1 pseudogene is annotated in these 513 nt (G+C 65.9%); it reads right to left on the bottom strand.

What is annotated here, in order from left to right:
* Nucleotides 1-513: pseudogene (locus BMG07_RS41000) on the bottom strand (hypothetical protein); the annotation flags it as partial.

Here is a 513-nt window from a genome sequence, read left to right as displayed (position 1 = left end):
ATGTCGAGGTCGACAGGCTGTTGATGCCACTCGTCGCCGTGCTCAACCCAGACGACGTCGAGGTGGAGAGACTGGAGACACTGCTGTTCGTGGTGCTCAGGCCACTGGAGGTCGAGGTCGACAGGCTGTTGATGCCACTCGTCGCCGTACTCAACCCCGACGACGTCGAGGTGGAGAGGCTCGCGAGGCTGCTGTTGGTGGTGCTCAGACCGCTGGAGGTCGACGTCGACAGGCTCGCAACGCTGCTGGCCGTGGTGCCCACGCTGCTCGACAAGGAAGCCGCGACGCTCTTGACCTGCGCCACGTTGACCGCGTCCTGGTCGTCCCTGCCCGGCGCCACGCCCGTGATCTGGCGATTGCCCACGTTCACTTCGCCGGCCGAGTTCTGCGCACCTGCCAGCGCAAAGGCGATGTAATTGGTCAGCGCGCCGACATTGGCGACAGAGCCCGCGCCCAGCGCAACGCTGTTGGGCATGTTGGTGACCGCGCCGTTGCCGAGCGCCACGCTGTCGA

This window comes from Variovorax sp. E3, from assembly GCF_016082275.1.
Classification (GTDB): domain Bacteria; phylum Pseudomonadota; class Gammaproteobacteria; order Burkholderiales; family Burkholderiaceae_C; genus Variovorax.
Note: the sequence above shows the minus strand (reverse complement) of the source record. Positions and strands in the feature narration are given on the sequence as shown.